The organism is Niabella sp. CPT15-335-S11, assembly GCF_058792415.1.
In genome coordinates, this window is record NZ_JBYTEI010000002.1 from 597,100 (window position 1) to 618,203 (window position 21,104).

The 21,104-nt window shown below is 47.1% G+C and carries 15 protein-coding genes; 13 read left to right on the forward strand and 2 right to left on the reverse strand.

The features are described from left to right. Positions 1-73: 73 nt before the first annotated feature. Positions 74-1,582: a DNA recombination protein RmuC gene (locus AC3WS5_RS09075; RefSeq protein ID WP_492466984.1), complete on the reverse strand. Its 1,509-nt coding sequence runs from the start codon at positions 1,580-1,582 to the stop codon at positions 74-76. A 297-nt stretch (positions 1,583-1,879) separates the two neighbouring features. Here AC3WS5_RS09075 and AC3WS5_RS09080 point away from each other — a divergent pair, with 297 nt between their 5' ends. Beyond that, entirely contained in the window at positions 1,880-5,698 is a 3,819-nt protein-coding gene (locus tag AC3WS5_RS09080; RefSeq protein WP_492466985.1) for a TIM-barrel domain-containing protein, read from the forward strand. Between the two features lie 187 nt (positions 5,699-5,885). On the opposite strand, the gene AC3WS5_RS09085 is transcribed toward AC3WS5_RS09080, so the two are convergent. After that, positions 5,886-6,686, reverse strand: coding sequence for a glycoside hydrolase family 16 protein (locus AC3WS5_RS09085; RefSeq protein ID WP_492466986.1), 801 nt, complete (start codon positions 6,684-6,686; stop codon positions 5,886-5,888). A 332-nt stretch (positions 6,687-7,018) separates the two neighbouring features. On the opposite strand from AC3WS5_RS09085, the gene AC3WS5_RS09090 reads away from it, so the two are divergent. The 12 genes from AC3WS5_RS09090 to AC3WS5_RS09145 all read left to right on the forward strand — a co-directional run bounded on the left by AC3WS5_RS09090 (position 7,019) and on the right by AC3WS5_RS09145 (position 21,102). Continuing rightward, positions 7,019-7,534 (forward strand): UpxY family transcription antiterminator, encoded by a 516-nt coding sequence (locus AC3WS5_RS09090; RefSeq protein WP_492466987.1) that lies wholly within the window; start codon positions 7,019-7,021, stop codon positions 7,532-7,534. 215 nt (positions 7,535-7,749) lie between these two features. Beyond that, positions 7,750-10,077, forward strand: coding sequence for a phage tail sheath family protein (locus AC3WS5_RS09095; protein ID WP_492466988.1), 2,328 nt, complete (start codon positions 7,750-7,752; stop codon positions 10,075-10,077). A 17-nt stretch (positions 10,078-10,094) separates the two neighbouring features. Continuing rightward, positions 10,095-10,601: a phage tail protein gene (locus AC3WS5_RS09100; RefSeq protein WP_492466989.1), complete on the forward strand. Its 507-nt coding sequence runs from the start codon at positions 10,095-10,097 to the stop codon at positions 10,599-10,601. A gap of 23 nt (positions 10,602-10,624) precedes the next feature. After that, positions 10,625-11,392 carry a T4 family baseplate hub assembly chaperone gene (locus AC3WS5_RS09105; RefSeq protein ID WP_492466990.1) on the forward strand — a complete coding sequence of 256 codons (768 nt, stop codon included), beginning with the start codon at positions 10,625-10,627 and terminating at the stop codon, positions 11,390-11,392. A 7-nt stretch (positions 11,393-11,399) separates the two neighbouring features. Continuing rightward, entirely contained in the window at positions 11,400-12,215 is an 816-nt protein-coding gene (locus AC3WS5_RS09110; protein WP_492466991.1) for a hypothetical protein, read from the forward strand. Position 12,216: 1 nt separating this feature from the next. After that, positions 12,217-13,482 (forward strand): Pvc16 family protein, encoded by a 1,266-nt coding sequence (locus AC3WS5_RS09115; protein WP_492466992.1) that lies wholly within the window; start codon positions 12,217-12,219, stop codon positions 13,480-13,482. An 86-nt stretch (positions 13,483-13,568) separates the two neighbouring features. Next, a complete protein-coding gene (locus AC3WS5_RS09120) occupies positions 13,569-15,590 on the forward strand; it encodes an ATP-binding protein (protein ID WP_492466993.1) in 2,022 nt (673 codons plus the stop codon). Beyond that, complete coding sequence (locus tag AC3WS5_RS09125) at positions 15,587-15,826, forward strand: hypothetical protein (RefSeq protein WP_492466994.1); 240 nt, start codon at positions 15,587-15,589, stop codon at positions 15,824-15,826. Before AC3WS5_RS09120 ends, AC3WS5_RS09125 begins: the two co-directional genes overlap by 4 nt. A 16-nt stretch (positions 15,827-15,842) precedes the next feature. Continuing rightward, positions 15,843-17,141, forward strand: a complete 1,299-nt coding sequence (locus AC3WS5_RS09130) for an eCIS core domain-containing protein (protein WP_492466995.1) — start codon at positions 15,843-15,845, stop codon at positions 17,139-17,141. A gap of 24 nt (positions 17,142-17,165) precedes the next feature. Next, the gene (locus AC3WS5_RS09135; protein ID WP_492466996.1) at positions 17,166-19,973 is read left to right on the forward strand and encodes an eCIS core domain-containing protein; all 2,808 of its coding nucleotides are present in this window, start codon (positions 17,166-17,168) and stop codon (positions 19,971-19,973) included. Between the two features lie 46 nt (positions 19,974-20,019). After that, positions 20,020-20,799: a hypothetical protein gene (locus AC3WS5_RS09140; RefSeq protein WP_492466997.1), complete on the forward strand. Its 780-nt coding sequence runs from the start codon at positions 20,020-20,022 to the stop codon at positions 20,797-20,799. Positions 20,800-20,829: 30 nt separating this feature from the next. Continuing rightward, positions 20,830-21,102, forward strand: coding sequence for a hypothetical protein (locus AC3WS5_RS09145; RefSeq protein ID WP_492466998.1), 273 nt, complete (start codon positions 20,830-20,832; stop codon positions 21,100-21,102). The last annotated feature ends 2 nt before the right edge of the window (positions 21,103-21,104 follow it).

A 21,104-nucleotide genomic window follows, 5' to 3' on the forward strand; every position in this document is an offset into this window, starting at 1 on the left:
ATTCATTTAATTTACTTAAAAACTTCCTGTTCCGACCCTTTTAAGATCCGTCCGTTTCATAACTTATCCCCTGTCACATGAGTAATGGCGGTTCATTCGATTCCGAGTCCGTCAGGTTTTTGGGAAGTTGTTTCTCGGCTTTGACGCCCAGTTGTTTTAGCTGATCGGCCTGGCGGACCAGGTTACCCGGACCTGTGGTCAATTGCGCGTAAGCCTTATCGTAAGTCGCGTGCGCCTTCTGAATTGTGCCGCCCAGTTCAGTCATTGTACTCACGAAATTCACGAACTTGTCGTACAGTCTGCCTCCTCGTTCTGCAATTTCCAACGCGTTTCGGTTCTGATATTCCCGTTTCCACAGATCGGCCGTGATTTTGAGGACGGCCAGTAAGTTCGATGGACAGACCAGAATAATCCTCCGGGAATAAGCGTATTGCCAGAGATCCGGATCTTTTCGCAAAGCCACCAGGTATGCGGGTTCTATGGGAACAAACATCACCACCCAGTCCAGTGATTGTACGTAAGCATGGTATCTCCTGGCGCTCAGCCCGTCGATGTGGGCACGGAGTGATTGAATATGTGCTTTCAATTCTGCTTCCTGCTGGTCCGGGTCATCGGCGTTCGCGAATCGTTCATACGCATTTAAAGAGACTTTAGCGTCTAGGATCAGGCAGCGCTTGTCGGGGTAATAGATAGTAACATCCGGACGCATAGCCTGACCAGCTTCATTTTTAATGATTCTTCCTTCATCATCTTTTAAGGTCTCCTGTAAAAAATATTCCCGGTCTTTCACGAGCCCTGACTTCTCCAGCACGCTCTCCAGGATCATTTCGCCCCAGTCGCCTTGCTTTTTCACGTCGCCTTTCAGGGCTTTGGTCAGGTTATTGGCTTCGTCGCTGACCCGCTGGCTCATATCCACCAGGGTTTTAATTTCTTTCTCCAGGGAGAACCGTTGTTTGGATTCCTTGTCATAGGTTTCCTCCACTTTTGCTTTAAACTGGCTAAGCTGTTCTTTCAGGGGTTCCAGGATTCCTTTGAGGTTTACGGCATTCAGGTCGGTGAATTTCTGGGACTTCTTGTCCAGCACTTCCTGGGCCAGCACTTCAAACTCATTCTTCAGCCGGGTATTCATCGCCTCCAGGTCTCTGAGGTATTTCTCCTGTTGCTCCGCCTGGTATTTCAGTTGTGCTTCCTGCCTGGTCAGTTTCGCGTTCAGTTCAGCAATTTCCAACCTGCCTTTCTCCAGGCTCTCATCGCGCTGCGTCAATAAATCCTGTGCAATATTTTTATCACTAGTGAGCGATATTATCCGCTCTTCATTTCTGGCATTAGTATCACTCAGTTCCCGAAAGTTCGTTTGCAGGGACTGATGTTCCTCTGCCAGTTTCATCTGGCTGCCCGACAAAGCCTGAAACTTTTCCAGAAGTACGGCGTGATCCTTTTCCGTTGCCGCCAGCTGGTCCGCTACTCTTCGTAGATCGGCCGTCGGTACATGATCCTTTTCAAACAACAGTTTGCGTATGATCCAGGTTACGATAGCGCCCGCTAACAGCGCAATAAGGGCAACTATAAACAGATTTTCCATCGGGTAAATTTACGGGTTGTGATCAACTTTATAATCTGAGACAGCCTCACAATTTTCGCAATCCAAGGGCCTGTACACCAAATCTACCTTCAACCGTCGCTCGCTCATACAAGGATTGTACTGTATTTGGAGCTTTTCGGACCTTCGGCATTCGCAGTTTTCCTTAGCCATCAATATCTCAAAATTATTAAACTCATTTATCCAGCGTTGGAATTTCCCTGAAAAATATGGGTACAGCATGAGTAGCGCAACTAATTTTTATCTTTACCACCCGTGATGAAGCTAAAACCATCTGTGATGATTCCTAAAAAACTCTCAAAGCATATGAAGATCCATATCGGTCTTCTGCTTATTTTCAGCCATTCATTCGCGCAGCAATCGGTATCCGGCATCCAATCAGCGCGGTCGATAAACAACACGACTGTTGAACTGACTTATCAAAATAACCAGCATTGCTACATTGACTTTTACGGTGAAAATATCTTCAGGGTTTTCGCAAGCACAAATAATATCAAACCACAGGACCCTGTTGCAAATCCACCAGCTAAAATACTGGTAGATCAGCCACGCGCGAAAATTGCAACATTGCAAATGGAAGATCGGGCGGGCAAGATCAAAATCCAGACCCGGTCGGTTTCCGTTTCAGTCAACAAAAAGGCCGGGATCATCCAGGTTCTTAATCTGCAGACCGGCAAAACGGCCTGTAGCTTCTTGACACCCATCATGCTGGAAAACAACAGATCCAGCCTTGTCCTCAAAGAATCGACGGACGAATACTTCTTCGGCGGTGGCGTTCAAAACGGACGCTTTTCGCATAAAGGAAAAACAATAGCCATTGAAAATCAAAATAGCTGGACCGACGGCGGCGTCGCATCCCCTACCCCGTTTTTTTGGAGCACGAACGGGTACGGCGTGATGTGGTATACTTTTAAACCGGGCAGGTATGATTTTGGCGCAACAGAAAAAGGCAAAGTAAAATTGTTCCATAACGAAAATTATTTTGACGTTTTCTTTATGATCGATGACACACCGAAGGCACTTCTGAATGATTACTTCCAATTGACCGGGCACCCTATCCTGCTGCCTAAATTCGGTTTTTATGAGGGTCACCTTAACGCCTACAACCGCGACTACTGGCGTGAAGACAGTACCGGTAACAAGGGAATCCTTTTCGAAGACCATAGGCGTTACCTGGAAAGCCAGACAAACAACGGCGGAGTTAAAGAATCACTGAATGGTGAAAAAAATAATTATCAGTTTTCAGCCAGAGCGGTGGTGGACCGGTACAAGAAACACGATCTTCCGCTTGGGTGGATTCTTCCCAACGATGGGTACGGCGCAGGTTACGGCCAGACCAGTACGCTCGACAGCAATATTCTCAACCTCAAATCATTCGGTGACTATGCCCGCAAAAACGGGGTGCAAATTGGTTTATGGACACAAAGCGACCTCCACCCCAAGCCAGGAATCAGTCCGTTACTTCAAAGAGATATCGTGAAGGAAGTCAGGGATGCCGGTGTACGCGTTCTGAAAACCGATGTCGCCTGGGTGGGCGCAGGCTATTCCTTCGGATTAAGCGGCGTGGCCGATGCAGCGCAGATCATGACTAAATACGGCAACAACGCACGGCCCTTCATTATATCGCTGGACGGATGGTCGGGCACACAGCGATATGCCACCATTTGGACCGGCGATCAAACCGGTGGAAACTGGGAATATATCCGTTTTCACATTCCTACTTACATCGGTTCAGGACTCTCAGGACAACCAAATATCACGTCCGACATGGACGGAATTTTCGGCGGTAAAAATGTTCCGGTGAATATCCGCGATTTTCAATGGAAAACTTTTACCCCAATGCAATTAAATATGGACGGATGGGGCGCCAATGAGAAATATCCAAGCGCATTGGGCGAGCCGGCTACATCCATCAACCGGATGTATCTGAAACTAAAAAGTGAATTGCTGCCCTATTCGTACAGTATCGCACGCGAAGCCATTGATGGCCTGCCGATGATTCAAGCGATGATGCTCTCGGATAAAAACAAGTACACGCTTGGCACCGCAACACAATACCAATTTATGTATGGGCCCTTCTTCCTGGTGGCGCCTGTTTATCAGAATACCAGGGCGGATGACTCCGGCAATGACATACGAAACAATGTTTATCTGCCCCCCGGCGAATGGATCGATTATTTTACGGGTGAGATTTACTCCGGAGGGAGAGTCATTAACTCAATCAGTGCCCCGTTTTGGAAACTGCCGGTATTTGTAAAGGCCGGCGCGATCATCCCGATGGCTAACGCAAATAATCATATTTCCGAAATAAATAACCGGTTGAGAATTTTTGAACTTTATCCTTCGGGGAAAACTTCTTTTACCGACTTCGACGATGATGGTTTTACAGAAGAGTATAGACAAAACAAGACCGCAACAACCCTGATAGAAAGCGAAGCAAAAAATGAAACTGCCGTCATCACGGTACACTCGACAAAAGGCAGCTTCAACGGGCTTGAGAAAACAAAAACGACGGTGTTTAAAATCAATGCAACCTCAAAACCCAAAAAAATAACCGTCACCATTAACAACGAAAAGGTCGTCCTACGGGAGGCCTTATCGGAAGATGATTTTAACGGTAAAGACAATGTCTATTTTTATACCAGCCCTGAACTGAACCGGCTTGCAACTCCTGGTGGCAGGTTCGAAAAGATCCGAATCAGGAAAAATAAACAGATCTGGGTAAAGATTGCACCCGTCAATATTTCCACCACAGATATAAAACTATCTATCGAAGGTTATGCATTCAGACCTGAAGATTTTTCCAAAGTCAGGACTGGCAAACTGCCATTAGTGCGGGAAAACATGCCTGACTCCAATCGCGGTCCTTTCAGTCTGAAACCCACCTGGCAATCCATCCCTGCCGCTGATTACTATGAAATTGAATTCAACGGGATGCTTTATAGTACCATTCGGGACAGCTCCTTTCTGTTCGATGGTCTGCAACCCGAAACAAATTATTCTTTTAAAATAAGAGCTATCAATAAAACTACCAGCTCGTCCTGGGTAACTTTCAGTGCAATCACCTTATCCAATCCCCTTCAATTTGCCATCCGGGGGATCACGGGTAGGGTTAGTGTAAAAAACCAGCCGGGTGAAGGCATTGCCAATTTATTCAATTTTGATGAAAATGATTTGTGGCATACGCGATGGGATTCAGCGGCCGTGCCGTTCAATATGGTCATAGACCTGAATAGCATCAATCAGGTAGAAAAGTTCCAATACCTTCCCAGGAAAAACGCCGGCAACGGCACCCTGCTTAAAGGCACCGTCTTCTATAGTTATGATAAAACGCACTGGAACGAAGCGGGAAGTTTTGACTGGAAACGGGATGACCATGTTAAGGAGTTTCTATTTAAAGACAAACCGACGCTGCGATACATTAAAGTGGAGATAACGGATGCCATCGGCAAATTTGGCTCCGGTCGTGAATTGTATGTGTTCAAAGTCCCGGGTACAGAAAGTTATATCCCGGGGGATATCAACAATGATAAACTCATAGACAGGAACGATCTCACTTCATACATGAATTACCTGGGCCTGCGTAAAGGCGATGCTGATTTCGAAGGTTATATCAGTAAGGGTGACCTAAACAAAAATGACCTGATAGACGCTTTCGACGTGTCAGTTGTCGCCACACAACTCGACGGAGGCGCCTGGGAGGAAAGCAAAGAACAACTTGTCGGTAAAGTGGAACTAGTGGCGGACCGTCTGAACTATAAGGAGGGCGACACCATCAATATTACGGTTAAGGGCGTTGGCCTGAACCTGGTCAATGCCATCAGTTTTGCATTGCCTTATGAAGGCACCGATTATGAATATTTGGGAGTAACGCCTCTTCATTTGAAAAAAATGGAGAATTTGACGCGCGACCGCCTGCATTCCAATAGGCAAAAGGCGCTTTACCCGACATTTATTAATGTCGGCGATCAGGAAACACTGAGCGGCACGGAGGATTTGTTCCTGATCAGGTTCAAAGCAAAACGCGACCTGCATTACAACCTGACGTCAAAGGATGGGATGCTGGTGGACAAAAGGCTGGAAACAATATCCTGGTGATCAACGGAACAAGGAAAGGCCTAACCTCAATAGTTATTAAATTTATTTTTTGAATATTTTGCGATGTAATAAATTTAACGCTTGTTTCAAGAGCCAGATGGAAGTCACCGTGATGATCACCGGAATTGAGCTGAAAGATTCGTCATGCGGCCTGGACTTTATAACGCATTCGGATAACTTTCTGCTGTTATTTCTTACCTAAGGAATAAAATCGCACCCAGTCAATTTCCATTTCAACTGGTAAATCTTCAGGCTTTACAGCCCCAACCCAGGATCCACCCAATTGCATATCCACCAACAGGTAGTATTTATTCTGATTAAATGGGAACTGGCCCTCCTTATCTGTGCTGATACGTGGATAGGTAAAGGTTTTCTTGTCGTTGATAAAAAAAACAAGACTGTCGGGGTGCAACTCCACGGCATATACATTGAACCCATTGGGGTCTATACGACCAATGCCACCTTGCTTTGGATTTTGTCTGATGTTCAGGACATGCGTATAATAACTGTGTACGGTCTGGTAAGCGATGGAATCAAAATTTAGCCGTTCCATGATATCTATCTCGCCGCTATCCGGCCACTTACCACCCTGTGCCAGGAGCCAGAACGCAGGCCAGGCGCCGCGTGCGCCATTTAGTTTGGCCCTGATCTCCCATCGACCAAAACCGAAAGAAACTTTGTCTTTCGTAAATACACCACCTGTAATAAACCGTGCGGTGTCGTTTCCGCGATCAGTGTTGTTTATCCCTCGCAGAATCAGTTTACCATCGCGTATCGCATAAAGAGCTGGGTCACTACTCATGTGCCGGTTCCAATCAGAACTGCCGCGGGGAATTTTCGTCCAGTATTTTTCGTTGAACGATGAGTGATCATTGAAATCATCTTCCCATACTAATTTCGCCTTCTGAACAACTGATGCGCGGCTGCAACCGATGAACAACAACGCTAACAGAAAAAGCTTGCAGGGGAAAGCAAATGCAGTTCTCATAAAGTTTGAATATTTTAGTTCTTGATTGTCACTTTCGACTCGGAACGATGGATTCTCCATTCAATCACTTTCAAATACAGCAGCAAACTATTTCTCTATTGTTCAACATGACGCTGTCAGCGGAGGCGCGTTCGGTCTGTATCTGAAAATCATAAATAAATAACCCCTATCGAACACACTTACGAAGGTAGGCGTTTTCACCAATCAGCGAAAATCACAATCGGGAGGTTTTTCAACAGGTGCCTGGTCAATCCCCTAAATTAGGTATTGGAATAAGGTTCCCACGGCGCTATATTTACATAAACTTTGTCTTACACCTCATCCCGTAGCGTATGCCCTGCAAACAAAATTTATCTGACAACTGGTATGTTGTAATCGTCAGGAAATTCCCCTACCATAAAGTACGGGGCTTGCTGCATAAGATGGGGTACGCGTTTTATATGCCAGTTCAAAGGCAATTGCATTATTGGAGCGACCGGAAGAAATGGGTTAATGTACCGATTCTCAGACCCTATCTGTTTCTTTACACTAATTTGACAGACAGACAGCGTCTTCTGGAAAATAGCGATTGTTTTTATTTTCTGAAGTCAAATGGAAAGCTGGCAATTTCCACCGAAAACGAAATCGAACATTTACAAAGGTTATGCAACTATGAAGATGCCGTATCTATTCAACAGGATCCTGTAAGAAAAGGAAATAAAGTCGAAATTATTTCCGGGCCCCTGACAGGTATGAAAGGATATACTTTCGAGGAGTCAGGAAAACACCGTTTCCAAATTCAGATCGAAAGCCTCGGACATTTCGCCAGCATTGATATTGAGGCAAACAGACTTAAGGTAGTCAGATAGATCGATTCATCCGCCTGGCCAGTTTGACCTTGTAACGGAGATCACAGCGCGGAGACTCAATTGTAGCATCCAGTCGGACATTCGATGTGACCGTTGACGGCGAAGCCGTGACCCGCCTGCGCCTCTTACCATTGATCAACCTTTAGTGTTTAAATTCAACGAGGCTTACTAAATCTATTATCAATCATTTCATTTATTGTTTAAATTATAAACTTATGCCAGTACAAACATCTTACCCCGGCGTGTATGTTCAGGAAGTGCCGAGTGGGGTGCGGACGATTTCCGGAGTGGCCACATCGATCGCCGCATTTATCGGCCGGTCCAAAATAGGCCCTATGTTCAAACCTGTTCTATGCCTGAGCTACAGCGATTTTGAACGAACGTTTTCGTCAGACAACTCCCTGGGCGATATGGCCCGATCCGTGCGACTTTTCTTTTTGAACGGTGGCACGCAATGCTATGTCACCCGGGTAGCCAATGGAGCAACCCCTTCGAAAGTAGATTTAAAGAATGATGCTGCTGTGCCCGTTGCCGTGCTGCACATTGAAGCCAAATCGGCCGGTGTTCTCGGCGACACTATCAGAATGGCTGTTACCTATAACGGTTCTCAGCCGGAATCACTATTTAATATGGAAGTGTTTCGCTGGGTGAAAAATGCTGCCGGCATGCTGGTTAAGACCGATCTGGAGATGTTGTCAGGCCTGAGCATGGATCCATTACACCCCCGCTACGCAGGTACTTATATATCGCTGGAATCCAAGTTGATCAACGCTAAGGATGTAGCCCCCCCACCTGTAGCAAAAGGCTATTCACTTTCAGGACCGATACCCAAAAGCATTCTGAATGCAGCCTCCACAGGCAAACAGTTTTCGATCAGTGTGAATGGAAACGCCCCTGTAGCCGTAGATCTGGGTGCGGCTGCGATTGCTGATCTATCAGCAGCCGCCACCCTGACCGCGATTCAAACTGCCATCAATACTGCCGTGAGCCCCGAGACTGTCGCGGTGACATTAATACCGTCAGTTGCCCCACGTATTACTTTAAAAATTGAAGCCGTGAACGGAGATGTAAAGGTGACTCCCGCGGAATCAAACGATATTTCCGGTGTGCTGATGCTGGGAACTGGACAGGGGGGCATAGAAATAAGCAAATACACAGGTAGCAGACCTGCCGCCAACGGCATCACATTTAAGATTGATAAGTTCGCAACATTTGCCGCATTAACACAGAACGCCTTCGATGCCATGACACTGACACCCTCCAGCGCCGACACTCCCAAGCTGGCGTTCAATGGCGCGCTGAAGAAAGTGGGAACAGACCCCATGCTTCAGGATAGTATCCCTGGCAGTATCACCGGCCACAGCGACGGCGTCAGGGAAAAATGGGGTATTATTGCCGATGCCATCAACAACCGGCGGGATATCGATCGTGCTTTTCCCTGGAGCGCAGAATTGTGGGGATCCAGGCTGGCTATACTGCCGGTGAGCGGGGGCGATAACACAGCATTCCTAATCGCGACTTCCGATGCGGGGGGGACAGATATCGGCCCTGGCGGATCCGACTGTTTCTTCATTAATACGCGCTATTACAGTCTCGGCACCCTGGGAGCGGGGATTTATCAGGTTAACGGCGTAGCGGGGGGTGATGGCAATCCACCGAAGATCGCCGATTACCGGACTGCCTTCGATCTGATAGATAAAGAAGTGGATCTCTTCAACCTGCTCATATTACCGAGAAGCGCAACGGTTACATCTATTACTGCGAATACTTTCTGGGGAGAAGCCAGTGCCTTTTGCGAAAAGAGAAGGGCTTTCCTACTAATGGATCCGCCCGAGGAATGGACCACCGTACAAAATGCCACTAATCCAACTTCAGGTGTCAATAGTCTGCGGCTGGGCCTGGTAAAGGATCACAGTGCTATTTTCTTTCCTCGCCTGACTATTAATGAAAATGGCATGAATATTCAGGTTGGCCCCAGCGGCGCCATTGCTGGTTTGATGTCCCGCATTGATGCGAGCCGCGGTGTCTGGAAAGCATCGGCCGGCACAGAAGCGGACCTCCGTGGTGTTATGGGCCTGGAATATCGTTTCTCCGACAGGGAAAACGGCGTATTGAATCCAAGAGCAGTCAACACCATCCGAATATTCCCGAATGGGATTGTCAATTGGGGAGCCCGCACCATGGATGGCGACGACGATTTCGGAAGCGAGTACAAATACATACCGATCCGGCGCACCGCGTTGTTCATTGAAGAAAGTCTTTATCGTGGGTTGAAATGGGTGGTTTTTGAACCGAATGATGAACCGCTGTGGGCGCAGATCCGGCTCAATGTGGGGGCGTTTATGCATAATCTTTTCACACAAGGCGCCTTCCAGGGCAAAACCAAACAGGAAGCTTATTTTGTAAAATGCGATCGCGAAACAACTACACAAAATGATATCAACCTTGGCATTGTCAACATCTGGGTAGGGTTCGCACCTTTGAAGCCAGCAGAGTTCGTAGTGTTATATCTGCAACAAATGACAGGTCAGATTCAGGTTTAATCTAAAAAAAATCATCTATGGCAATTCCTCAATTTGTGGTCAATGCATATCGCTACGACCCCTACAAAAATTTCAAATTCCGTATTAAATGGGATGGCAGGTATGTGGCTGGTGTCAGTAAGATCTCTGCATTGAAGCAATCAACTGAACCGGTTACGCACCGTGAAGGCGGGGATCCCAGCACAGTGAGAGTAAGTCCGGGCTCCTGGAAATTTGAACCGATCACCCTAGATCGCGGCGTAACCCACGATCCGGAGTTCGAAAACTGGGCTAAAAAAGTCTGGAACGTCGAAGGCGATGCGGCCATTTCGCTGAAGGACTTCCGGAAGGACATCATTATTGAGCTGCTCAATGAGCAGGGCGTGGTAGCAAAAGCCTATAAGGTGTACCGGTGCTGGGTATCTACCTATCAGGCGCTGCCTGAACTGGATGCCAACGCCCATGCTGTAGCCATCGAACAAATGGTACTGCAAAACGAAGGCTGGGAGCGCGATACGTCAGTCACTGAACCCAGCCAGACATAGCCGATCATTGATAACATCATAAGGTGGGAGAAATTTTTGTTCCGTTGCGGTTAACGCCGGGTATGGATGACGTGTCTCTGCGTGCAATTAGTGGCGCCGATGAACTGCTGGTTGAAGATGTTACAACCGGCGTTGCATTAACACTCCTGGAAAAACTGGTACACAAGGTCGATCCGGCTGAAGCGATAGCGACGTTTAAGCCAGCGAATATCGTTACCGCCGATCGTGACCGGATCTTCGCAGCATTGTATGGGCAATTGTACGGGAACAAGATCGAAAGCACGATTCAGTGCAGGCACTGTCAAACACGCTTTGACCTGGATTTTTTATTGTCAGCGCTTTTGCAGCATTACGAGTTAACACCGGTCCCGCGCGCCGACCAGGGTATTATTCAGATGGAAGAAGACACCTGGTTTAGGTTACCAACAGGGGCAGATGAATTACTGCTGGATGAAGTTCCTGAAACCGTTGCCGAGAATTTCCTGCTTTCCAGATGTCTGGTAAAAGGGGACATAAAAAAAATGGGAACACAAGTCCAGGAAAAAATGGCCCAGATCGCGCCTATCCTGAACCTGACCATGCAGGCACATTGCCCGGAGTGCGACAATGACCAGGAAGTACTTTTCGATATCCAGACCTTTTTCCTCACGCGCCTGATGCAGGAACGCCCTCAACTCATCAAAGACCTGCATCGCGTTGCTCAAAGTTATCATTGGAGCGCTGATGTTATTCTGAATTTGCCCCGAAAGCTTCGCAGGCAATATGTTGCAATGATCGAATCTGAACTTTAACAAGATCATGCCTAACTATCTGGCTCAAATCGCCACCCGCAATTTCAGCAGTGAACAGCCGATGTTAAGGCCCGAACGTCTCACTTTCACAGTGGGATTGGGAGAGGATCCATTCGAAAGGACCGATCATGTGGATGTTGAACGTGAATCGGCCGCAAAGGAGACCCCACGGCTATCACAAGAAATTATCACCACTGAAAGAAAATCACCCCGCCAGGCGCAGACAGAAACCGGGGAAATGAAAGGCGCAAACCCAGCGGCACAACCTAGAAATATTAAATCACCGTATCTATCAAAATATATTGAGAGATCTCAATATATATACAAAGAACCAGCCAGGGAATGGAAGGAGGCCGATCAGGGTGCCGGTTTGGAGAGTAAAATATCTGAGACCAGTTTTCCTGAACTTTTTCTTGCAGAGAAAAAAAGTTTAACAGAGAATAGGATAAAAACCGAGGTACCTGCTCAGGAACCCATTCATCCAGTTTCACAACCAGCGATGCATCGTAACGAACATACTCCAAAAGTCAAAGCCATCGCCTCAAAGAAACAAGCAACCCGGGAAGAACTTAAGCCGGTTCCTCTTCCTGCAGCTACGAACAGGGCGCAGAAAGACCCACCATTGATTCAGCCTAATTTGCCTGTTCCAGGATCGGGACAGGTTCAAAAAGAAAAACCTGCTCCTTCTTTGGTCATCGGCAAAATCACCGTGGAGGTATTGCCCGCGCAAAAACCAGTCACGAAAATTATTAACCAGGCGGTAAAGCCCCGGCCCGTAACTAATCAACCTAGTAAATTTAGTTTCGGTCTGGGACAACTGTAACATGGACTACACTTCCTTAAAAGAAATTACGACTACAATCGTTGCCGTACTGCAAAATGCCATCGATCCCGGGCTAACCGTGAAAGTTGCCCCGGAGTTGTTGCGCAACAACGACATGGGGGTTGGTTTCTATTTGTTCCATGCGCAGGAAAATCCACACTATAAAAATTATCCGGCACCCGGAATGGACACCCCTCCTGTAAATTATACTCCGATGGCTTTGAATCTGTTTTACCAACTCTCAGCCAACTGGAAAGAAGGCGATAAATCAGACGCCTACGAGGAACAGCGGTTGATGAGCATTGCGATGAAAGCCCTGCACGACAATGCCGTGATGACAACGACCATTCCCGGAGGGAAAAAAATTGATATTAAGATCACTCTGCAAACACTAACACCCAGTGAATCCGTACAATATTGGGCAGCGGCGGAATCACCCGTCAGGCTATCGGCCTATTACGAAGTCTCTGCAGTTTTCCTGGAACCCGAGAAACCAAAGACTTATGCCGGCAGAGTCCTGACCTATGGCAACTATGTTTTTGTGACCAACCAGCCCCAAATCATAAGTAGTGAAAGCGTGATTCTTTATCAAGTCCCCGGAGAACCATCTCAAAGGCAGGTATTCACGTCTCCCGGACAAACGCCACCTGCGAAAGCACTGCCAGCAATGCAAACAAACAAACAGGTTTTCAGGGGTAGTGGTCTGGGAGGAGGGCCCCTGGAATTGTTGATCATTCATCCCCGCTGGCAGGAGCCCGCCTTGGCCGACGCGGTCGACTGGGAACTGGTACGAACCGCCGATCATACGGTGAGCGTGACGGTAAGAGAAACTGTACGATTACAAAAGTCACTGACCGTTGTAAATATATTACCCGGACTGTACGCCGCGCAGGCTTCTATAAAAACCATCCGAGCCACTTCCGCCGGCGCGAAAACATTCATCCAAACTTCCAATCAATTTCCATTCCTGGTGACTCCGCGAATTGACAGTATTGTTCCAGGAATGGGCGTTGGAGGAGACACCTTTACCGTACAGGTTTACATCGTGCAACATCCAGATCTGTTGCCAGGTGACATCCAGGTTTTTGTGGGAGAAGACCGATTGGATTACAAACCAGGTGGCGCACTCAATCCAGGTGAGTTCAAAATTACCGCCGCAGAACAAATCGAATTTAGAGCTCCCGCAATACTTGCAAAAGGCCTGGTGCCTGTAAGAATCCTAATTAACGGCGTCGAATCAACACCAAACTGGATTAAGGGTCTTTAAAAATCTCTTTGAGCGTGATAGAAAGCATTAACCATATCTTAGCACCGGATCATATTGCTACAACATTACCAGAACATCAGCTGGTAATGGAAAAAATTCGCCTGCTTTGTACCCGGCGCGTAGCCTGGCTTCGCAGGGTTTGGTCAGACTTATTGCAGCGCGGTGATGAAACATTTACACCCCACATGGAGGTCGATGGCTACCTCGGTCAGATTGATCATCCGCTCCTCGAAAAAAAATGGCTACGACAAGACCCTCAAATGCGCGAAATCGCATCAAAACTTTTGGACACTGAACAAACGCTTGACTCGTTTCCGGGATCCAGGTTAAAATTACTCGCACAAACTTTTGGTTTAAATAAACAGGAGCAGGATCTCGTGCAGCTTTGTTTTGCATTTTCGCTTGATCCGGACCTCGGCCGCGTATTTGCATATATGCAGGACCACAGCGGGAGAAGCTACGTAACCGGGAACCTGGCGGCGAGGCTGTTTGGGCACGACAGTACGCAATGGCTACGGCCGGCATCGCCGTTACGAATGTGGCAAATTATCAGGGTGGAGTCTTCGGGCCCCGGTGAACCTGAACGAATCGAATGTGATCCATTCATCAAAAACTGGCTACTGGGGAGTGACGACCCTGGTGAATTGCTGTCTACTTTTACAAGACTTCAACCTGCCCATCAACCATTAGAAGGATGGCCGGTAGAACAACTGGATAGTTCGCTCAAAAAAATATTTGATAGTAATGAACAGGAAAGGATCCGTATTTTCGTTTCTGGTAGTGAAGGCTCTGGAAGAAAAACATTTTCAGCTGTTATCTGCAAGCGCCACAAGCTCCGGCTGTTAAGCGTGGATACAGCGCTAATCCCGGAAAACCGTAGGCAACAAACCTATATCCAGCTACAGCGTTATGCATTTCTCACGAAAACCGCCCTGGCCTGGATTGAGTTGGAACCGGAAGAACAATTTCAGACATTTAATACACCTCCCTTTCCTATTCAGTTCTTTATCATCGGACCCGGCGAACATATTCAGCCAGATCCACAGTTTATAGATCTGTCTGTGGAGATTTCCCCATTAAAATTTGATGAGAGAGTGGCTCTTTGGAAGCAATGGGTCCCACAGTCCGCAAGCTGGCCATCGGCAGATTTTATTGGAATGATTGAAAGATATCAATCTACCATTGGACAGATAGTCTCACTGTCGCGAAAGAACTGCGATACGATTTCCGATGCTTATATGGCACTAAAATCTGATACAGCCCATCGCCTGGGCAAATTAGCGCAATTAGCTAATGGGACATTTAACTGGGACGATCTGGTGGTTAGTGAAACGGTCAAAACGACTATTGAAGATTTTACTTTCGAAGCCACCGAGCGGGTACATTTCTGGGAACAGCCTGCTGCGCAGCGCCTTTTTCCACAGGGCCGGAGCCTCATTGCCCTTTTTACGGGCAGCCCGGGCACAGGTAAAACCATGGCGGCGCAGGTCATTGCATCCACCCTGAAGCTTGATCTGTTCAGGATAGATCTGTCCGCCGTCATTAGCAAGTATGTTGGAGAAAGCTCAAAAAACCTGGAACGCATTTTATCGAAAGCAAAGGCAATGGATATTGTATTACTCTTTGATGAGGCCGATTCATTATTCGGAAAAAGAACGGAAATCAAGGACGCCCATGACAGGTACGCAAATACCGATACAAATTACCTGCTGCAGGCCATTGAGCAATATCCGGGTATCATTATTTTATCGAGTAATAAAAAATCGGGTATCGATGCGGCATTCATGCGAAGATTTCGATATGTGATCGACTTTCCCAAACCCGATAAAACACAGCGACTCAGATTATGGAATGCAATGATGCAACAACTTGCGGGCGATAAGGCAGCAGAATCACTGAACAAAGACCTTATTACCCTTTCGGGTTTAGTCGAGATGACAGGCGCTCAGATAAAACAGGCTGTGCTTTCAGCGATCTTCATCTCCAGGAAAGAGAGGGTGGCTCTTAGTACTTCGCATGTGTTAAGAGCCGTGGAGAGAGAATTTATGAAAGAGGGAAAGAGTGTGAACAAGGAACTTGAACAACATTTCCAATCTGTCGATTTATGATACAGATAAATGAATTAGTGATGCGCGTGCCGGGTATGCAGGAAGAGCATGCGAGTCATTTGGGCAGGGAAGTTGCAGAGCTGGTGGCCAGCGAATTGCCCGCTAATTCAGGCAATCGATCGATTCCCGAATTGCGTGTAAAGCTCGACCTTGGTGCACTCCGGCCGGGCGTCCCTATGGCTGTTTCGATCGCGGAAGAAATCTTGAGGGAGATCAGATTAACTACATACAGGTAATCAAAAAAACGCTATTTTGAATCTCACAACATTACAGTATCTCACTACCAGCACCAAACCTGGGCTGCATCGGACTGCAAAACAGGTTCAGGCCAAACTGCAGGTGAATGAGCCAGGCGATAGGTATGAACAAGAGGCGGATGCAATGGCAGATAAGGTAATGCGAATGAAGGACATCAATCAACAGCAAGTGAAGCCCAATGCTGTCACCGGTCTCATTGGCAGATCAGTGCAACGGAAATGTGCGCATTGCGAAGAAGAGGAAAAAAAGAAACTGATGCGAAAAGAAAATGGAAGCGTCGCCAATGACGCTGTACCTTCCTCATTTGCTTCCTCTCTTCAGGCATCAAAAACCGGTGGAAACACACTGCCCTCCCGTACCAGAAACAGTATGGAGAATGCATTTGGCGTTGATTTTTCGGGTGTCAGGATTCACACGGGTAATGAAGCTGCCGGGATGAGCCGCCGGATAAATGCAAGAGCGTTTACATATGGCCAGGACATTTATTTTAATGAAGGAGAATACTCAACAAATACCGCTCAGGGACGAAAATTGCTCGCTCACGAGTTGACACATGTGGTGCAGCAAGGTGGCACGCAACAGCGCGATATTCAAAGAGCGGTAAGCAGTCATTCTCACTGTGCGGCGAATACGAACAACAGCCCTGCCAATCCTTTAGAGGTGATAGCTCAGGCAAACGACAGGGCCGTATTAATGGCACTAGGGGCATCGCATTTATTGTTTGTTGATTCCCTTTTTATGCAGGACGTTCATTTCGGTTCTTCAGGGATATTGAATATGTACCGAAGAAGATTTGGAGACCCCACGCAGGTTACCTCCCACCGCGGCGTAACGAGTTTTAAAAACAGATTTAACGGGACCTCGCATAATACTTTGATAAAGGCACAGGCTTCCGAAATGCAGTTTCTCTCGGCAAGGGCTAAGCGAGTGAGTGAGTTTTTAAACGGACCTATACGTTTTACCTGTGCCGGTACGGGAAGCTTTACGGTGGGTAATTGTGCAACCGGCCATTGTGGCACAAGTGCTGGTATGGCCTCCTGCCCCGACTCAAGTGGCAGACAAATAGCGGTTTGCCAGAATTTCTGGGCCGGATTCCCTTCCATCGATCAGAAAGCCATTGGCATGATACACGAGGCCATGCACATGTTGTTTCATTTGCACACCGACTTTGACACCACACCTGCCGGCTCCTTCGCCCAACGCAGGATTGAGCCGGAATGTTATGCCAGTCTAATTGCAGATGTATACGGAGTAGTCCCGCAAGACCCAAGTTGCCCCCAATTGCCCATTTGAACGCTGTGTTGAGACGATATTATAATGGACATACAACACTTTCAGAAACAAGCTATCAAACCAGTTAAAGTGCAGCCAAAGTTGCAGGTGAACCAACCTGGCGATCGCTTTGAGCAGGAAGCAGACGCTATGGCTGATAAGGTAATGCGAATGACGGATGGTAATCAAAGTAGCTTTTCATCAAGCGCAGTTACCGGCATCATTGGCAGATCGGTGCAAAGAAAATGTGCGAAATGCGAAGAAGAGGAAAAGAAGAAAAAAATAATGCGCAAAGAAGCCAACGGCGCAAGTGGGACAACGGTATCTTCTTCGTTTTCGGCATCATTGCTAGCATCAAAAACCGGCGGCCATGCATTACCGGTTACTACAAGAAATTTCATGGGAAACGCCTTCGATACTGATTTCTCAGCGGTAAGAATTCATACCGGTCGGAAGGCTTCCGAATTAAATAATACCATTCAGGCAAGAGCATTTACTCATGGAAATGATATTTATTTTAATGACAGGAAACCCGCGTTCGATACGTTTGAGGGCAGAAAGCTACTGGCGCATGAACTGACCCATGTGGTGCAGCAAAATAATTTATATAACAGCGTTCAACGCGACTCAGATTCAGAATTGAAAGATCCCTGGGAAATCATCCAGGGGAATACGAGTAAATCAGTGTCCCTGATCATACTGGACGTTGGTTCCAGAAGGACCCGGTTTTATACACTTGGCAATACTTATATGGACGGGATCATCACACAGCTCACCAGTTCATTTGAAATGGGAGAATATCTTTTGGAACGGTCGTACTCAGGTGATGCTGACCGAACCTGGAATATTTTCTTTCCCGACCACAAGAAGTACTTTGGGGGACTCCAGTTTACCGTATTGATGGATCAAGGAATAGACTTTGATGCCATATCATACACAAAACCTGTTCGCTTGTCTGTTGTATCCGGTGTATTACCTAAGAAGATCGATTTGGAAAAAAGAATTAAGGACATTGTTAGCATTGCGGAGAAAATAAGGGTTAATACGGCTGCTGAATTAAAAATCATTTCGCTCCTTTCCGATATTCCGCCAGAACAATCGGAAGACTTCGTAAAGTTATTGAGGGAAACAAAAATAGGGGATGAGATTCTGATCGACCGGCTCGACAGTGTGGTGGATCTTGATGAGAACAACACGCTTCATGAAGCCTTGAGCTTACTTAAGCTGCGTGCCAGAGCAAAAGGCAAAACGACTGATCTATCAAAAGCACCCATGCTTGCCTGGCATGATGTAATGGGTTTTTTCGAACAAACATCGGTATTTGCTATCAAACGGACTTCAAACGGGAAAATTAGTATTCGTTATTTAGGTGCAATATCAAGCGGTTTATTTTCAACTCCGGAATATGATGAGATAAAAGATATGAATATCAAAGATCGGGTAAACTGGATGACTGGCGGTGGAGTAGAACTGGATCCAGATGAACCGGTGATTGTGCATGACTACGATGCTGATAAATTTGTGGTACTTACTGCAGAAGATCTCATTACCTATCAGCATAGTGGCAAAAGAAAATTCTTAGCCGATACGCTTACTATCGCTTCTCTGGCAACACCCGTAGGTGCAGAAACAGCGTTAGGCCGGGCTGCAGTGATTACATTTGAAAAAGCTCTTCCTGCATTGGTGATGCTGGTGGAAGAAAATAAATTGAATATTAAAAAATGGTTCCCAAACTGGGGCCCGGCCATTTTAAAGGCCACTGAAATGGTGAAAATTGCTATCGCTGTATATGGAGCAGCTCAGTTGGTGAGAGGAAGTTATCAATTAGTCGTAAATCTTAAACGGATCCGAAATGCCCGCGGGGCGATGGACGCAAAGGTTATCGCAGACGATGCCAATGAGGTCAGCAAGGCCGAGTCTGTAGCGACACAACTGGAGAAAAAGGCAGATGATCTTATTGACACTGCCGAGCAGGCCAGAAAAGAAATTGGACTAACCCTGGCGGAGGCAACACCGGCAGAAGCAGGTCTTGCCGGGGCGAAAACAGTCAGCGAACTGGAAAGTACCACAGTGAAATCAAAATTGATTGAAGATGCAATTTCAACGAATAAATTTAATGAAGGGGAATTTACCAGGCTTGTGAATAAGGAACTGTCAAACCCACGAGTGCAGGTATCTGCAAGACCGGGGTATAATATTGAGGTCCCTATTGATGGTACAGAGCATGTGCTTGCCCGTAAACCCAACGGAACCTGGTGTTTATTTTCCGGAATACCCAAAGGATGTGGAGACATACCAGTGGCGGAAGACGTGGACCAACTTTTTGCACAAATTTCAGCTGAAATGAAACTGGAGCCTGCAAAAATTGGGAGAAAAGGCAAGGTTGATATTGCAAAAGCAATTAAAGATGCGAAGGACGCCGGTTGGGTTGGAGCGAATGGTGAACCTATCGGTGTTGACTTAGTGGTGCAACCGCATTCTGCTGCATCCGATTACAGAGCTGCCCTGGGTGTGTCTGGCAAGGATTTTCAATCAGCGCACGTCGGCCCTACCGCAGCGCTTAAAAAGGTTCCAGGCTACAGCAGAGAAGGCGCATTAACAGTACTTATGCCGAAAGCAACACATAAAAAATTCGATGATTCCTGGAAGGCATACTCTCTTGCGCAAAGGCAAGAAAATATCACCGAAGTAACTGTTGATGAATTTCTCGGAGTTATGAACAAGGCCATCGAGCAAACTCCCGACATTTCACAGGGATCAAAAAATGCGATGGCAGGATTGTTGTTTGATGAGTTTATGAAATTGGGATTAAAACCAAATGATAAGATAAGGTTGCCTTATGCACCTCAATAGCGATTGAGCTACGGTAAATTTTGTTCCAGTTAATTCAGTATAAACCATGTCTTCTTACCCCCGCTCCCCAAAACTCCTGAAAGGCGCGCTGATTGAATTCTCTGAGCGATTCATCGGACCGGTCCCAAACGTAATCGTGTTTCAGTATAACCCCGAAAATATGACACGATCGCTGGAGGTCTGGAACCAGGGAAATAATAATTCCGGCGGGGGATCAGCAAGCAATGACACCTCTCATACCGCGCAACCGTTCGACCCCCCGGAGACTTTTACTTTAGCCCTTGAACTGGATGCTGCTGACGCACTCGAAAAACCGGAATCGCACCCAGTGGCTTTTATCTCGGGCGTAGCTGATCGTATTGCAGCGATGGAAATGCTGCTGTATCCTCAAGGCGACAGCCTGTTGGGAGGACTCCTTGGCTCCGTCACCGGCTCGCTGAGCGTCGGAGCCAGTGTAGGCGGCGGAGGCGGGAGTATTGGCGGAGGTGTTCCCGGAATAGCCGGCGGCGGAAATGCGCAAGCGGTCCCGCGTGGCACCGTACCTGTTGTATTGTTCGCCTGGGGACCAGGCAGGATTGTTCCAGTGAGGCTTACGTCATTTTCTGTAGAAGAACAGGCATACTCTCCTTCCCTCTACCCTATCCGCGCGAAAGTGAGTATCGGTTTGAAAATTCTGACCCCAAAAGATTTTCCACCCTGTCATCGCAAACTAAGTGAGGACATTGCCATTACCGCTTTTAAGTTCACAAGGAAGCAAAAAGAAGTGCTGGCCGCCGCAAATATGGCAAACAGCGTTGAGTCTATCCTGGGTATGCTACCATTCTAACCCGACCTTTACATTAATTAATACGTGTATATGTTTGATGACACAAGCAGGTATAAAGATATCCAGCAATATGAACAGAAAGACAGACGTGGTCGAATGGTAAAGGTCGTTGCCGTTCCACCAGCGCCCCTTCAATCCTTGATGGGATACCATGTCCTGAAACAGGGGCAAAAGACGGATCACCTCGCTGGCAGATACCTGAACAATGCCGCAGGCTTCTGGCGCATTGCCGCCATCAATGACACAATGCTGGCAGAAACCATGAGCGAGCTAAAGGAAATAGCCATCCCCAATAAATCATAACC

Coding starts and splice junctions, on each gene's coding strand:
- AC3WS5_RS09075 (WP_492466984.1), bottom strand. CDS start 1,582: ATGGAAAATCTGTTTATAGTTGCCCTTATTGCGCTGTTAGCGGGCGCT.
- AC3WS5_RS09080 (WP_492466985.1), top strand. CDS start 1,880: ATGATTCCTAAAAAACTCTCAAAGCATATGAAGATCCATATCGGTCTT.
- AC3WS5_RS09085 (WP_492466986.1), bottom strand. CDS start 6,686: ATGAGAACTGCATTTGCTTTCCCCTGCAAGCTTTTTCTGTTAGCGTTG.
- AC3WS5_RS09090 (WP_492466987.1), top strand. CDS start 7,019: ATGCCCTGCAAACAAAATTTATCTGACAACTGGTATGTTGTAATCGTC.
- AC3WS5_RS09095 (WP_492466988.1), top strand. CDS start 7,750: ATGCCAGTACAAACATCTTACCCCGGCGTGTATGTTCAGGAAGTGCCG.
- AC3WS5_RS09100 (WP_492466989.1), top strand. CDS start 10,095: ATGGCAATTCCTCAATTTGTGGTCAATGCATATCGCTACGACCCCTAC.
- AC3WS5_RS09110 (WP_492466991.1), top strand. CDS start 11,400: ATGCCTAACTATCTGGCTCAAATCGCCACCCGCAATTTCAGCAGTGAA.
- AC3WS5_RS09115 (WP_492466992.1), top strand. CDS start 12,217: ATGGACTACACTTCCTTAAAAGAAATTACGACTACAATCGTTGCCGTA.
- AC3WS5_RS09120 (WP_492466993.1), top strand. CDS start 13,569: ATGGAAAAAATTCGCCTGCTTTGTACCCGGCGCGTAGCCTGGCTTCGC.
- AC3WS5_RS09125 (WP_492466994.1), top strand. CDS start 15,587: ATGATACAGATAAATGAATTAGTGATGCGCGTGCCGGGTATGCAGGAA.
- AC3WS5_RS09135 (WP_492466996.1), top strand. CDS start 17,166: ATGGACATACAACACTTTCAGAAACAAGCTATCAAACCAGTTAAAGTG.
- AC3WS5_RS09140 (WP_492466997.1), top strand. CDS start 20,020: ATGTCTTCTTACCCCCGCTCCCCAAAACTCCTGAAAGGCGCGCTGATT.
- AC3WS5_RS09145 (WP_492466998.1), top strand. CDS start 20,830: ATGTTTGATGACACAAGCAGGTATAAAGATATCCAGCAATATGAACAG.